Below are 13,145 nucleotides of genomic sequence, written 5' to 3'. Positions count from 1 at the left end.
CAGAGATGGACGGCCGTCGGCGTAACCCGTATGAACTGACCGAGGAGACCCCGGTCTACGTCATCTCGGTGGCGGCCCAGCTCTCCGGCCTGCACCCGCAGACGCTGCGCCAGTACGACCGCCTGGGCCTGGTCTCCCCGGACCGCACGGCCGGGCGGGGCCGCCGCTACTCGGCCCGCGACATCGAACTGCTCCGCCAGGTGCAGGCGTTGTCGCAGGACGAGGGCATCAACCTGGCCGGCATCAAGCGCATCATCGAACTGGAGAACCAGGTCGTCGCGCTCCAGCAGCGCGTCGCCGAACTCCAGGCGGCGGTCGACGGCGCGGCGGCCGCGATGCAGCAGCGCGAGGCCGCAGTCCACGCCTCCTACCGCCGCGACCTGGTCCCGTACCAGGAGGTGCAGCAGACCAGCGCGCTGGTGGTGTGGCGGCCGAAGAAGGCGAAGGACTAGCGGCACCGCACCCTGCGTGAAGGGGCCCGGAGGTTCATCGACCTCCGGGCCCCTTTCGTCTGTGCCTGCGGTCAGTGGTCGCCTGCGGTCAGTAGTCCCAGATGCCGTAGGCACTCGACGTGATCGCGGCCTCGGCGCCCGAGGCGTCCAGGCGGACGACGCGGTAGTAGTACAGGCCCAGCGCGTCCTCGTGCACCGTGGTGTCCATGTACGACGACCTGTCTCCCGCCCTGCCCTCGGCCAGGGTCACATAGGCGGCCGAGGCCGGGTCCCAGCGCTCCACGCGGTAGGCGGCGAACCGGGAGCAGTCGCCGAGGCCGGAGCTCTCGGAACAGCCGACGTACAGCTCCGGGTAGTCGTCCGCGCGGATCCCGGTCCCCGTCCAGCCGGGCGGCCGGGTGTCGGGCAGGTCGACCGAGACGGTGACGGTGTGGAAGAAGTCGGGGCCCTCGTTCTCGTACAGATGGAAACCGTCCGCGGCGGCCACGCGGTAGACGTGGGCCGCGCCGTCGGGGACGGTCGGGCAGACGATCTCGGTGGCCGCCGAACTCCTTGTCCAGCAGTTCTTCTTCCAGACCGTCTCACCGGTGTCCGGGTCGGTGACGCCCTGCCACACGTAGTACTCGGTGACGTCGTCGTCGGCGGGCGGGGTCCAGGACAGGCGGACGCCGAGCGGAACCCGCTCCGCGGTCAGACCCACGACCGGGCCCGGCCGCTCGGTGTCCGGCGTGGTCGCCGTGGCGGCGGGGCCGGGCTGTGAGGAGTGTCCGTACGGGTCGACGGTCACGACGCGGTACTCGTACGCCGTCTCGGACTCGCCCGTGCGGTCGAGGCAGCTGCCGTCGATCTGCTTGCGGCCGGCGTACGCGGGGGCGTCGTCACCGGTCCAGGTCCAGTACGTGTCGGGGTCCTGAAGCGTCTTGTCGGTCCCGCTGGACGGCGTGCACTTGTCCAGGGTGGTGCTCCGACCGGTCACCACGTCGGTGCGGACGATCCGGTACGTCAGCAGCGGGCCGCCGTCGAAGGTCCACGGGTCGGCGCTGCTCCAGTAGACCAGCACACCGTCGCCGTACCGGTACGCGCTGGTCCGGAACGGGGCGACGGCCTCCGCGCGGTCCGCCATCGTCAGCGTGACCTCCACCGGGGCCGCCGCGTTGCCCTTCGCGTCCACCGAGCGCACCGCGTACCGGTAGGTGTCCGCGACCGCGAGCTGCTGGCGCGGGACGACGTCGGTGTCCTTCGTGGTGCGGACGGCGGTGCCGGTGCCGGTGCTCGTGCCGGGCAGGGCGTCCACCCAGCCGCCGGTCGCCGGGTCGTACTGGAGGACCTGGTAGGCGGCGGCACCGTCGACCGGCGACCACACCAGGTGGGGCAGGCCCGAGCGGTACTCGGCGCGGGCGTCGGCGGCGGTCGCCGGAGGCGTCAGGTCGGAGGTGGTGAACGTGGTGGCGGGTGAGTACGCGGACCAGTTCCCGGCCGCGTCCCGGGCCCGGCCCCGGTAGGTGACCCTGCTGCCGTCGGCCGGGTAACCGGTGTCGCAGATCGCGCCCTTGGCGCCGGTGTACACGGTGCTCCAGGCGCCCGTGACGGGGTCGCGCCGCTGCATCTCGTACAGGACGATGTCGGCCGCGTTCGCCGCGGTCGTGACGAGTTCGGGGGCCGCGTAGGGCTGGTCGGGCGGGCAGCCGTCCATCTCGACGAACGGCGCGGCCGGCGGGGTCCTGTCGGGGGTCGTGACGCCCTGGTCGGTGCTGCCGGCGGACTGGTTGCCCGCCTTGTCGTGGGCGCGGACCTCGTAGTAGTACGTGGCGCCGGTCCTCGGCGGAGTGTCGGTGTACGAGGCGGAGGCGGTCGTCGCCAGCGGCTTGCCGAAGGAGCCGCCCTTGAGCCGCCGGTAGACCTTGTACCCGGCGAGGTCCATCTCCTTGTTCCGCGACCAGGTGAGGGCGGCCTTGCCGGTCTTCGCGTCGTACGACACCTTCGGGTCCACCGGGGCGAGCGGCCCGACCTTGTCGACGCTCGCCGAAGTGCGGGGCGTGTACGTGAACTTGACCTTGGCCGCGCCGGTCCAGTTGACGTAGTCGACGCGGAGGGTGTGCCTGCCCTTGGGGACCGTGACAGCGACGGTCCTGCTCACCGTCTTCGAGGTGTTCTTCCACAGGTCGACCTTGCGGACGCCGTCGACGTACACCCGGATCCCGTCCAGGCCGGTGGCGGCGAGGGCGAAGGGGCCGCCGGAGCCGAAGTCCCGGGTCACCGTCCAGCGGGCGCCGAAGCCGTCCTTCGGGAGGCCGGAGGCCGGCGCGCCGCTCCAGCTCTCGTCGATCGCGGCGTCACAGGCGGTCTTCTTCGGGGTGCCCTTGAACGTGGTGTTCGCGAACAACTGCCGCTTGTAGACCGGGGAGGCGCAGGTCGTGGTGGCGGAGGCGGCCGAAGCGGCCGAGGAGGCGCCGAGCAGGGTGCCTGCCGTGGCGAGGCCCACGGCGGCGGCCACGGCGGTTCTGGCTGACTTCATTCGATCCTCTGGTCGTATCCGTACGGCGGGGCAGGCCGCCGGTGATCACGACTCGCGAGGAATGGAGTTGGTTGTACTGATCTTTGCCTCCGCGTGAACTCCCTTTGGATGGAGGGTCCGTAAAGAGAGTTTGGAGAGGATTCCGCTCCGTCTTCACAGGTTCAGCTGAGCGTGGTGTTGCGCACTCGTTAAGTAGTTCCGCTTGACGCCGGGTGTGGCGTACGCGTTGGCTTTTGAGACATCTGGGTCGCAAAGCAGACCACGTCCGGACCGCACCTGAAGTGAGCCCCCGTATGCGTCGTATAGCCATGTTTGTGGCCGCGTCCACGATGACCCTTTCGCTTGCCGGTTGCGGCGTGCTCAACGCGACAGGATCGTCGACGTCCGCGACCCCGACGAAGGGCAACGACATCACGGTGGGTGTGCTGATGCCGGACAAGATCAACACCCGGTACACCAACTTCGACTACCCGATCATGAAGTCGAAGATCGCCGAGCTGACCAACAAGCAGGGCAAGGTCGACTACCAGAACGCCGGGTCGTCCGCCCCCACGCAGGCGAAGCAGATGCAGAAGATGATCGACGACAAGGTCGACGTGATCATCCTGGACTCGGTCGACTCGCACGCCATCGCCGGCGCGGTGAAGAAGGCCAAGGCGGCGGGCATCCCGGTCATCGCCTACGACCGACTCGCCGAGGGTCCCATCGCCGCCTACGTCTCCTTCGACAACGAGCTGGTGGGCGAGGTCCAGGCCCGTACGCTCCTGGAGGGCCTCGGCAGCAACGTCGACACCTCCGACAAGGTCATCATGGTCAACGGCTCGCCGACCGACCCCAACGCCAAGCAGTTCAAGACGGGCGCCATGTCCGAGCTGAACGGCAAGGTGACGATCGCGGACTCGTACGACACCAAGGACTGGAACCCGGACATCGCCGAGCAGGAGGTCACGAAGGCCGTCGACTCGATCGGCAAGGACAACGTCGCGGCCGTCTACTCCGCCAACGACGCGATGGCGGGCGGCATCGTCAAGGCCCTCAAGGCGGCGGGCGTCACCAGCATGCCGCCGATCACCGGCCAGGACGCCGACCTCGACGCGATCCAGCGGATCCTCACCGGCGACCAGTACATGACGGTCTACAAGCCGTACCCGGACGAGGCCGAGGCCGCCGCCGAGATGGCCGTGTACAAGGTGCAGGGCAAGGACATCCAGTTCGACGCGCTCACCCAGGACACCGTCGACAGCCCGACCAACAAGAACATCCCGTCCCAGCTGGTCCAGGTGAACGCCGTCACCAAGAGCAAGATCAAGGACACCGTCGTCGCGGACGGCATCTACAAGATCTCGCAGATCTGCACGGCCGCCTACAAGACCGCCTGCGCAGCGGCCGGCCTCAAGTAGCACTCCGCCGACGGTCCTGAGGGGCGGGGTGTCACTTACCGGCGCTCGCAGGGTGCCGCCCGCGCCCACCCGTGCCGCCTGGGGGCACCTCCCAGGCCCTTAAGGCACTGGGGGAGGCACGACTGCCCGCGGCTGAAGCGCCCCAAAGGGGCGCGGGGCTGTGTCGATATGCGGCTCCGCCGCGTGGGCGCGACCAGCCCCCGCCGGCCTGCACCCGACCGGCTACGCGACCCTCGTGAACTCCACCGTCACCTCCGGGGCCCCTCCGGGTACGCCACGGTAGATGCCCTTGTGGGGCGTGACGTCGTCGTAGTCGCGGCCCCGGCCCACCACCACGTGGTCCTCGCCTGCCCGGACCCGGTTCGTCGGGTCGTACCCGCACCAGTCGCCTGCCCAGTACTCGATCCACGCGTGGCTCTGCCCGGCCACCGGCCGGTTCAGCTCGGCCTCCCGCTCCGGGTGCAGGTACCCGGAGACGTACCGGGCCGGCAGCCCCAGCCCCCGCAGCAGGGCGATCGTGAGGTGGGTGATGTCCTGGCAGACGCCCGCCCGCTGCTCCCACGCCTCCGCGGGCGAGGTGTTCACCCCGGTCGTCCCCGGCAGGTACGCCACCCGGTCGGCGACCATCCCGGAGACGGCCACCGCGGCCTCGTGCGGCCCCAGCCCCGCCGCCGCGGCCCGCGCCTTCTTCACCAGCTTCTTCGGCACCGTCGTACGGGAGGTCCCGCCCGCGAACTCCAGCAGCCTGGACCCGGCGGCCCGTTCGGCCAGCTCCGCCCACCCCGGCGCGGCCGGCAGCGGCCCCGGCGCCGAGGTCTCCACCAGGCTCGACGCGGTGATCGTCAGATCCTCGTGGGGGTCGACCAGGTCGAACCCGGTGACCTGGGTGCCCCAGTAGTCCCAGTACGACCAGACGGCGGTCGCCGGCTGCACGGTGACCCGCGCGTCCAGCGTGGTCTGCCCCGGCAGGGTCAGCGGGGTCATCCGGACCTCGTTGTGCGAGGAACTGGCGGGCTGGGCGTAGGGGACCCGGGTGGTGTGCCGGATACGGAGGCGACGAGCCATCTCAGGCTCCTTCCTGGGCCCACTCGACGGGCCCCTGGTACGGGAAGAACCGCTCGGCCACCGCGTCGGCGCACGCCATGCAGGCCTGCTGGAGGTCGCGCAGCAGAACGGGCAGCTGCTCCTCCAGGGAGGCGGTGTCCAGGTATTCGAGGCGGGTGCGGGCCCGGCCGACGGGGGAGCGGGCGGGGTCCTGGCGGGGCCGGCCGAGCGCGGCCAGGCACTCCTCCGCCGTGGTCAGCGCGTGCAGCGCGGACCGCGGGAAGTCCCGGTCCAGGAGCAGGAACTCGGCCACTCTCGGGGTGTCCCCGAACCCGCTGTGCACCCGGGCGTACGCCTCGTCGGCGCCGCTCGCGCTGAGCAGCGTCGGCCAGTCCGGCGCGTGCGCCGCGTCCAGCACGCGCACCGAGAGGAGTCGTACGGTCATGTCCACCCGCTCCAGGCTCCGCCCGAGGACGACGAACCGCCAGCTGTCGTCCCGGCTCATGGTCGAGTCGGCGAGGCCGAAGAAGAGCGCGGCCCGGCTGCGGACCAGCTCCAGGTAGGCGTAGGGGCCGGTGCGGCGGGCCGCGCGGCGCCGGTCGCCGAGCGCGTGCCAGGTGGAGTTGAGGCACTCCCACATCTCGGAGGAGACGGCCTCGCGGGCGCTGCGCGCGTTCAGCCGGGCGGCGCCCAGGGCGCCCTCGATGGAGCAGGTGGAGCGGGCGTCGAAGGCGAGCTGGTCCAGGACCTGTTGCATGTCGACCCGTTCGGCGCCCGCGTCGACGCCGAGGATCGCGTACAGCGACCGGCAGGCGGCGTCCTCGTCGCGCCAGGGGTCCTCCAGCATCCGGTGCAGGTAGGCGTCGAGGATCCGGCCGGTGGCGTCGGCCCGTTCGACGTACCGTCCGGTCCAGGTCAGCGATTCGGCGATACGGGAGAGGATCACGTCGTTCACTGCTGGTGCGCTCCTTCCGGTACGACGGCACGGGTGCCGTCCGGGCCGAGGCGGCGCGGGGCGACCGCGGGGATCGGGCCCGCGTCGACCGGCTCGGGGCGTCCGGCGGGGCCCTCGGCGAGCACCCAGGTGTCCTTGGAACCGCCGCCCTGGCTGGAGTTGACGATCAGGTTGCCCTCCTGGAGGGCAACCCGGGTGAGGCCGCCGGGCAGCACCCAGATGTCGTCGCCGTCGTTCACGGCGAACGGCCGCAGGTCAATGTGGCGCGGGGCCATCCGTTCACCCGAGAGGGTGGGGGAGGTGGAGAGGGCCACCGGGCGCTGCGCGATGAAGCCGCGCGGGTCGGCGGCGACGGCTTTGCGCGTGCGTTCCAGGGTGGCCCTGTCGGCCTTCGGGCCGATCACGATGCCCTGGCCGCCGGCCCCGTCCACGGGCTTCACCACCAGCTGGTCGAGCTGGTCCAGGACCGCCTCCAACTGGCCGGGTTCGTCAGGTCGGTAGGACTCCACGTTGGGGAGTACCGGCTCCTCGCCCAGGTAGTAGCGGATCAGGTCCGGGACGTAGGTGTAGAGGAGTTTGTCGTCGGCGATACCGTTCCCGACGGCGTTCGCGAGTGTGACGTTACCCGCGATGGCCGCGCTCAGGATGCCCGGGCAGCCGATCACCGAGTCGGGGCGGAAGTGCAGGGGGTCGAGGAAGTCGTCGTCGAGGCGCCGGTACACGACGTGCACGGGTACCTCGCCGCGGGTGGTCCGCATCCACACCCGGTTGCTGCGGCACACCAGGTCGTGCCCCTCGACCAGCTGGACGCCCATCAGCCGGGCGAGCAGGGCGTGTTCGAAGTAGGCCGCGTTGCTGGGGCCGGGGGTGAGGACGACCACCCGGGGATCGCTCGCCGACCCGCCCGGCGCGGCGGCGCGCAGGGCGGCGAGCAGCCGCCCCGCGTACCCGTCCACCGGGAGCACGTGCTGCTCGGCGAAGAGCGAGGGGAAGACCCGGGTCATCGCCCTGCGGTTCTCGATGACGTACGACACCCCGCTCGGCACCCGCACGTTGTCCTCAAGAACCCGGAAGGCCCCTGCTTCGTCCCGGACCAGGTCTATTCCGGCCACATGGATGCGCACCCCGCCGGGCGGCTCCACCGCGTGCGCCGCCCGGTGGAAGTGCGGCGAGCCAAGCAGCAGCCGCCAGGGCACCACCCCGTCCTCGAAGGCCCGCGCGTGTCCGTAGGCGTCGGCCAGATAGGCCTCCAGGGCCCGGACCCGCTGGGCCACGCCTCTTCGTACGAGATCCCACTCCAGGGCGTCGAGGATCCTCGGCACCAGGTCCAGCGGCCAGGGCCGCTCCTCGCCCGCGAAGGCGTAGGTCACCCCCCGGTCGGTGAAGGCCCGGGCCATCTGGTCGGCCCGGAACCGCAGTTCACTCGGCTCGATCGGCTGGAGCGCCGCCAGTACCGGCTCATAGGCGGTCCTGACCTCACCCGGCCGCACAAACATCTCGTCCCACGCGTCGGCCAACGCGTACGCGTCAAATATGTCCGCCATGGGGGGACGTTAGAGCGGGCACGTAACACGGCGATCACTGGCGGATTTCGGGGATTCGCCGGGACCGACGTGTCACGCGCCCGCGAGCGGCCCTCCCTTGCAACGCACCTCCCCCGTCGGTGCGTTGCAAAGGGCCCCGGCCCAAACGGGGGAGGATGGCCCGGGGCCCCCGTCGGGTGCACGGCAACACCCGTGGGAAGCGGGTCCCACGATGCCCCGCACGCCTCTTGGCCACCACCGTCATCTTGTTGCAACGCGGTCTGCGGAGGCGGTGCGATATCCGGCCGTATCCGGGTAATGCGACGCCCCGGGTGAGGGGAGCCGTGTTGCGGACCCGGTCCGGACCGCTCATAGTTGCGCTGCGGAAGAGGCAGCAAACCGGGGGTGGAATGGGCGATGGCCGGGCACGGGACGGAGGAGCATCCACACGGTGCCGACCGGCTGTGCACCGCCGGGGACCGCGTGTACTCCCGGGCCGTGCGCCGCGGCCGGGTGCCGCGCACGGACGCCGACGCGGTGCCGTGCCTGCTGGAGCTGGCGCTGCTGCACCCAGACCCCGATGACATGGACTGGCTGGTGCCGACCGCCCCGCAGGAGGTCATGACCCGGCTGCTGCGCGGGGTGTACGACGAGGTGACGGACAGCCAGCGGCGGGTGGGGTCGGCGGTCGAGGCGTTCGAGTGGTACGCGGGTCTCGGACGGCAGTTGCAGGCCGTGTCGGCGTCCGCGGAGGGCACGGCGGCCATCCGGGTGCTCGACGGGCTGTCACGGATCCAGGCGGCCATGGACGAGGCCACGAAGGCCTGCACGCAGGAGGTGCTGACCGTGCAGCCGGGCGGTATCCGGCGCGAGTCGGAGCTGACCGAGGGCCTGCACCGGGCGGTCGCCCTGCGCGGCCGGGGCGTGCGGATGCGCGACCTGTACACGCATGTCGCCCGGCACGGCCAGGGTCTGCTCAACTACCTGGAGCTGATGGGCGACGCGGTCGAGGCCCGCACGCTCGACGAGGTCATCGACCGGCTCATCCTCTTCGACCGCACGGTGGCGTTCATCCCCGCCAACGCGGACCGCACGATGGCCCTGGAGCTGCGCCACCCGGCCCTGGTCGAGTACTTCGTCACGGTCTTCGAGCGCCTCTGGCGCCTCGCGATCCCGCTCACCGCCCCGCTCCCCGACACCGGCATCGAGGGCATCTCGCACCGCGAGCAGTCCATCGCGGCGCTCCTCGCGGAGGGCCACCAGGACGCGGTGATCGCGGAACGCCTCGGCATCAGCGTCCGTACCTGCCGGGCCCACATCGCCCGCCTCTCGGAGACGCTCGGCGCGGCCAGCCGTACCCAACTGGGCGTGCGCATAGCGCAGGTGGGCCTGGACGGGCCGCCGGGCGGCACGAGCGCGGCCCCGGCCGCGGTCAGCCTTCCTGATCAAGGATCCCGGAGCGTCCGATGAGGTAGCCGAGCTGGGCGCGGCTCTCGCTGCCGAGGGTGGCGGCCAGTTTGGCGATGTGGACGCGGGCGGTGCGGATGTTCATGCCGAGGCGGTCGGCGATGACGGCGTCGGTGTGGCCCTCGATCAGGAGGGCGGCGATGGCCTGCTGGCGGGGGGTGATGCCGTTGACGGTGGGGCGGTGTTCGAGGGTCGGGTAGAGGGGCGTGGCGAGGCGCCAGAGGCGGCCGAAGGTGGTGGTGAAGTACCTGATCAGTGCCGGGTGCCGGGCCTCCAGGGCCAGGGAGCCGTCGTCGGCGGCGGGCAGGAAGGCGACGGCGTTGTCTATGACGATGAGGCGGTCCGGGGTCTCGTCGAGCCCGCGCACCTCGATGTCGCCGCGCAGCCGCTCGAAGCCGCCGTACACGGCCGGGACATGGCGCAGGGTGTGCTGGTAGAGCGCGCGGATGCGGGCGCCGCGGTCCAGGATCGCCTGGTCGCGCTCGCGGGCGGCCGCGACGGCGGTGCGGGCCCGGGGGCCGGTGAGCCCGGTGTGCGACTGGATGCAGAGCACTTCCTGGCCCGCTTCGGCCATGGCGTCGGTGATGGCCTGGTTGATGGGCTTGGTGCCGCTGTGCAGGCGCAGCGTGGGGGTGTCGCCGCCCGGGCCCGGGTCACCGGCCCGCAGCAGCGGTTCGAACTGCTCCATCAGCCGTGCCTCGCGCCGCCGTTCGTCGGCGATCCGGGCGGCGGAGGAGCGCAGCAGCCGGTGCAGGGCCGCGACGGCCGGCACCGGCTCCAGCCGGTCCAGATCGTCGAGGGCCGGGTGCAGCAGACCGAAGTCGGTGAGGCAGGGGGCCTCGGCGGCGTCCTCGGCGGGCACGTACCCGTCGCTCAGCGCACGTGCGTAGACCTTCTCCCCGGCCGTACACAGCTCCTCCACGCCGTGGTCGGGGTGGGCGGGGCGGGTCACAGGGGTGCCTCCGGCTCCTTGAGGATCCCGGAGCGTCCGATGAGGTAGCCGAGCTGGGCGCGGCTCTCGCTGCCGAGGGTGGCGGCGAGCTTGGCGATGTGGACGCGGGCGGTGCGGATGTTCATGCCGAGGCGGTCGGCGATGACGGCGTCGGTGTGGCCCTCGATCAGGAGGGCGGCGATGGCCTGCTGGCGGGGGGTGATGCCGTTGACGGTGGGGCGGTGTTCGGTCTTGGGGAACATCGGGGTGGCCAGGTGCCACAGCCGCTCGAAGGCGGTGACGAAGTACTTGATCAGTGCCGGGTGACGGACTTCGAGAGCCAGACTGCCCGGGCCGTCGGCGGGCAGGAAGGCGACCGTGTGGTCGAGGACGACGAGCCGGTCGGGCACCTCGTCGAGGCCGCGGGCCACGCTGTCACCGTGCATCTGCTCGACGTAGATGTACACGCTCGGCACATGGCGCAGTGTCTGCTGGTAGAGGGTGCGGAACCGGCCGCCGCGGTCGAGGAACGCCTGGTCGCGCTCGAGGGCGACGGGGTAGGCGTCGGTGCCGCGCGGGCCGACCAGACCGGCGTGCGGCTGGATGCACAGAACTTCCTGCTGTGCCTCGGCCATGGCGTCGGTGATGGCCTGGTTGATCCGCCGGGTGCCGCTGAGCAGCCGCAGGGCCGGGGAGTCCGGCGTCGCGTCGGGCCGGCGTTCGACGCGGGTCAGCGGTGCGAGGAGTTCGACCAGCTGTTCCGTGCGCCGCCATTCGTCGGCGATGCGGGCCCGCGGGCCGTACAGGAGCCGGTTCAGGGCGATGACCGGGGCGACGGGCTCCAGCCGGCCGGGGTCGTCCGGCGCCGGGCGCAGCAGGCCCAGGTCGGTGAGGCAGGGTGCGTCGGCGACGTCCGGGGCGGCTGTGCGGCCCTCCCGGAGGGCACGCTCGTAGAGCTCCCGGCCCGCTGCGCACAGGTCCTCGGCGCCGTGCTCGGTGTGCGGGGCGGAGGTCACGGGGTGGTGCCCTCTTCGGGAAGCGTCTGGTCCAGGATTCCGGACTGGGCGATCAGATAGCCGAGCTGTGCGCGGCTGCCGCTGCCGAGCACCTGGGCCAGCTTGGCGATGTGCGCCCGGCAGGTGCGGACGTTCATGCCCAGCCGGCGCGCGATGGCCTCGTCCACATGGCCCTCGACGAGCAGCTTCGCGATGGAGTGCTGGATCTCGGTGATCCCGTGGGAGGCGACCTCGTAGTGCCCGCCCGTGCTCAGCGGGACCGAGCGGTTCCACATGAACTCGAAGACCCTGATGAGATAGCGGACGAGGCCCGGCTGGCGCAGTTCCAGGGCGACCTGCTGGTCCTCGCGGATGGGGATGAAGGCGACCGTCTCGTCGCAGATGATGAGCCGCTCCACGAGTTCGTCGATGGTGCGGTACTCCGCCTTGCCGTCGGCGAGATGGGCGGCGTACGCCAGCTTCTCCGGGCTGTAGCGGGCGGTGTGCTGGTACAGGGTCCGGATCCGGACACCCCGTTCGTTCAGCGGTCGGTCCCGCTCCAGCGCCCGCTGCATGCTCTGTTCGGAGAGGCGGTCGCTCGGCTGGATCGTGAGCACCTCGGTCTGGCACTGCTCGGTGGCGAGATTGAGCGCGGCGTTGATCCGCTCGCTGCCCTCCAGGACGGTGACCGAGTCGCTGTTCGTCATGGTGTGCGCGCCGAGTGACATGAAAGGCTCGAAGGCGGCGGCGAGTTGCGTGGACAGCCGGCGGCGCTCCGTGATTTCGCGCTCGATCGGGCCGAGCCGGTGGACCAGGGCGAGTGCCGGGGGAACCGGCAGCAGCCAGTTCGGGTCGCCCGGATCCGGCTGGAGCAGAGCGAACTCCATCAGGCAGGGCGCGTCCGCGACATCCGAGCGGGCGACGCGTCCCGCACGCAGCGCGGCGGCATACAAACGGCCGCCTTCCTCGCACAGATCCGCCATCGCGTGGGGATGTGTCGCTTTCGCCCTATTCGTCACTGAATCTCCACCCCCCAGGGTCCTGAACATGCAGGAACATGATGCACCGATCGTGTGGCCATGACGTGCCCGAATGAGCCATCGTCTTATCCGTACGGGGGAAGAGGGGACCTTCAAGTGAGGACGAAGCCGAAGATGAGCAAGAAAATGCTTCGCTCGGTACTTGTGGCCGCCTTCTCTGCCGTGGCACTTGGCGGCATGTTGGGCGGTCTGTCCGATGCGAAGGTTGATGTCCGGGCCAACACGGGCTGGCCCAACACCGTTCAGGCCATCAACACCGGCTGGCCGAGCGTGGTGGCGACGGACACGGCTGACAACAGCACCACCGATGGGCTTGTCTCGACCGATGGAGCCGGGAGCTGAAGTGACCACCCCACCCGACGACCGATCCTTCCGCCGCGAAATGGCCACCGCCTACCGCTCCGGCTGGCACTTCATCGACCTGGTCACCGCCATCCCCCACAGTGGTGACTCGTTGATGGTGACCGTCTTCGGTGAGCCGGTCGTCGTCACGCGGGACGAGGACGAGGACGTACGGGCGTACCGGTGCCTGCGCAAGCCCCGGGGTGCGCCGCAGCCCGTGCGGTGCGCGATCCGGTACGGAATGATCTTTGTGAACCTGGACCAACGGGACCACCGGCTGGCTGAGCCGGACATCCCGGACGTCAGGACCATCTCGGCCACCCCCCGCAGTGCCTGACGCGATTCCCCCGTCGTAAAAAGATCGCTCAGGTGCTTCCCCCCGCAGCGGGGGGGGGGGGGGGCCAGAAAACCAGCGGGGGCCCCGGGATGGGGGGTTGGGGCTGGAGGATGAGGAACAAATGTGGTAAAACCCCCGCCCCGG

12 protein-coding genes are annotated in these 13,145 nt (G+C 71.0%); 5 read left to right on the top strand and 7 right to left on the bottom strand.

Annotated elements, in window-relative coordinates:
• Nucleotides 1-5 precede the first annotated feature (5 nt).
• Entirely contained in the window at nt 6-452 is a 447-nt protein-coding gene (locus tag ACWGKQ_RS00965) for a heat shock protein transcriptional repressor HspR (protein ID WP_046734448.1), read from the top strand.
• Nucleotides 453-540: 88 nt separating this feature from the next.
• On the opposite strand, the gene ACWGKQ_RS00960 is transcribed toward ACWGKQ_RS00965, so the two are convergent.
• A complete protein-coding gene (locus tag ACWGKQ_RS00960; RefSeq protein WP_453289720.1) occupies nt 541-2,967 on the bottom strand; it encodes a PA14 domain-containing protein in 2,427 nt (808 codons plus the stop codon).
• A 293-nt stretch (nt 2,968-3,260) separates the two neighbouring features.
• Between ACWGKQ_RS00960 and ACWGKQ_RS00955 the strand changes: the two genes are divergently transcribed.
• A complete protein-coding gene (locus ACWGKQ_RS00955) occupies nt 3,261-4,367 on the top strand; it encodes a sugar ABC transporter substrate-binding protein (RefSeq protein ID WP_453289719.1) in 1,107 nt (368 codons plus the stop codon).
• A gap of 222 nt (nt 4,368-4,589) precedes the next feature.
• Here the strand turns inward: ACWGKQ_RS00955 and ACWGKQ_RS00950 are convergent, their stop codons facing one another.
• From ACWGKQ_RS00950 to ACWGKQ_RS00940, 3 genes are read right to left on the bottom strand one after another with little or no spacing between them, the layout of a single operon-like run.
• The gene (locus ACWGKQ_RS00950; protein WP_453289718.1) at nt 4,590-5,432 is read right to left on the bottom strand and encodes a transglutaminase family protein; all 843 of its coding nucleotides are present in this window, start codon (nt 5,430-5,432) and stop codon (nt 4,590-4,592) included.
• A 1-nt stretch (nt 5,433) separates the two neighbouring features.
• The gene (locus ACWGKQ_RS00945; protein ID WP_453289717.1) at nt 5,434-6,366 is read right to left on the bottom strand and encodes an alpha-E domain-containing protein; all 933 of its coding nucleotides are present in this window, start codon (nt 6,364-6,366) and stop codon (nt 5,434-5,436) included.
• Nucleotides 6,363-7,910, bottom strand: a complete 1,548-nt coding sequence (locus ACWGKQ_RS00940; protein WP_453289716.1) for a circularly permuted type 2 ATP-grasp protein — start codon at nt 7,908-7,910, stop codon at nt 6,363-6,365. The genes ACWGKQ_RS00945 and ACWGKQ_RS00940 overlap by 4 nt, the downstream gene beginning before the upstream one ends.
• 396 nt (nt 7,911-8,306) lie before the next feature.
• Here ACWGKQ_RS00940 and ACWGKQ_RS00935 point away from each other — a divergent pair, with 396 nt between their 5' ends.
• A complete protein-coding gene (locus tag ACWGKQ_RS00935; RefSeq protein ID WP_453289715.1) occupies nt 8,307-9,359 on the top strand; it encodes a LuxR C-terminal-related transcriptional regulator in 1,053 nt (350 codons plus the stop codon).
• On the opposite strand, the gene ACWGKQ_RS00930 is transcribed toward ACWGKQ_RS00935, so the two are convergent.
• The 3 genes from ACWGKQ_RS00930 to ACWGKQ_RS00920 are packed head-to-tail and all read right to left on the bottom strand — an operon-like array spanning nt 9,322 to nt 12,265.
• The gene (locus ACWGKQ_RS00930) at nt 9,322-10,308 is read right to left on the bottom strand and encodes a helix-turn-helix transcriptional regulator (RefSeq protein ID WP_453289714.1); all 987 of its coding nucleotides are present in this window, start codon (nt 10,306-10,308) and stop codon (nt 9,322-9,324) included. The two genes, ACWGKQ_RS00935 and ACWGKQ_RS00930, sit on opposite strands and share 38 nt — an antisense overlap.
• Complete coding sequence (locus ACWGKQ_RS00925) at nt 10,305-11,303, bottom strand: helix-turn-helix transcriptional regulator (RefSeq protein WP_453289713.1); 999 nt, start codon at nt 11,301-11,303, stop codon at nt 10,305-10,307. The genes ACWGKQ_RS00930 and ACWGKQ_RS00925 overlap by 4 nt, the downstream gene beginning before the upstream one ends.
• On the bottom strand, nt 11,300-12,265 hold the full coding sequence (locus ACWGKQ_RS00920; RefSeq protein WP_453289712.1) for a helix-turn-helix transcriptional regulator: 966 nt from the start codon (nt 12,263-12,265) through the stop codon (nt 11,300-11,302). Before ACWGKQ_RS00920 ends, ACWGKQ_RS00925 begins: the two co-directional genes overlap by 4 nt.
• A gap of 171 nt (nt 12,266-12,436) precedes the next feature.
• Between ACWGKQ_RS00920 and ACWGKQ_RS00915 the strand changes: the two genes are divergently transcribed.
• Together ACWGKQ_RS00915 and ACWGKQ_RS00910 are read left to right on the top strand one after the other, a co-directional pair.
• Nucleotides 12,437-12,664 (top strand): hypothetical protein, encoded by a 228-nt coding sequence (locus ACWGKQ_RS00915; protein WP_453289711.1) that lies wholly within the window; start codon nt 12,437-12,439, stop codon nt 12,662-12,664.
• Nucleotides 12,665-12,704: 40 nt separating this feature from the next.
• Nucleotides 12,705-13,001 carry a Rieske (2Fe-2S) protein gene (locus ACWGKQ_RS00910; RefSeq protein WP_189263483.1) on the top strand — a complete coding sequence of 99 codons (297 nt, stop codon included), beginning with the start codon at nt 12,705-12,707 and terminating at the stop codon, nt 12,999-13,001.
• Nucleotides 13,002-13,145: the final 144 nt, after the last annotated feature.

Source organism: Streptomyces sp. NPDC054770 (assembly GCF_053611985.1).
The sequence above is the reverse complement of the archived record's forward strand: the minus strand, read 5'-3'. Positions and strand labels throughout refer to the sequence as shown.